Raw genomic sequence first — 379 nt, forward strand, 5'->3', positions numbered from 1 at the left:
GTGCAGAAAGGCGCCAATGCCGGTGAAAACCTGTGGATCATGCTCAACCGCGGCCTGCCAGGCGAGAAGCCCAGCGAAGATGGCCTGGTCTCCGACGTCAGTGCTGAAACCGGCATGCGTGCGGCCTACCAGCAGTGGAAGAAGATGATGGCGGCGGAGGCCAAATGATGAATCTGAATCTGCTCAACGAAGTCACGGCGTTCATCTGGCAGGAAGGCGACATGCTCGACCACGGTGAATACGACACCTGGTTGAACCTGTGGACCGAGAAAGGGACGTACATCATCCCGATCGACCCGAAGGAAACCGACTACGAAAACACCCTGAACTACGCCTACGACGACCACCACATGCGTGGCCTGCGCGTGCAGCGGCTGAT

2 pseudogenes are annotated in these 379 nt (G+C 58.6%); both read left to right on the top strand.

Going from position 1 to position 379, the window contains the following annotated elements:
- Nucleotides 1-168 (top strand): annotated as a pseudogene (locus ACLEJU_RS28735) (aromatic ring-hydroxylating dioxygenase subunit alpha); the annotation flags it as partial.
- A pseudogene (locus tag ACLEJU_RS28740) lies at nucleotides 168-379 on the top strand (aromatic-ring-hydroxylating dioxygenase subunit beta); the annotation flags it as partial. The pseudogenes ACLEJU_RS28735 and ACLEJU_RS28740, both read left to right, overlap by 1 nt.

The sequence above is a fragment of the Pseudomonas sp. SMN11 genome (genome assembly GCF_052041945.1).
Lineage (GTDB): Bacteria > Pseudomonadota > Gammaproteobacteria > Pseudomonadales > Pseudomonadaceae > Aquipseudomonas.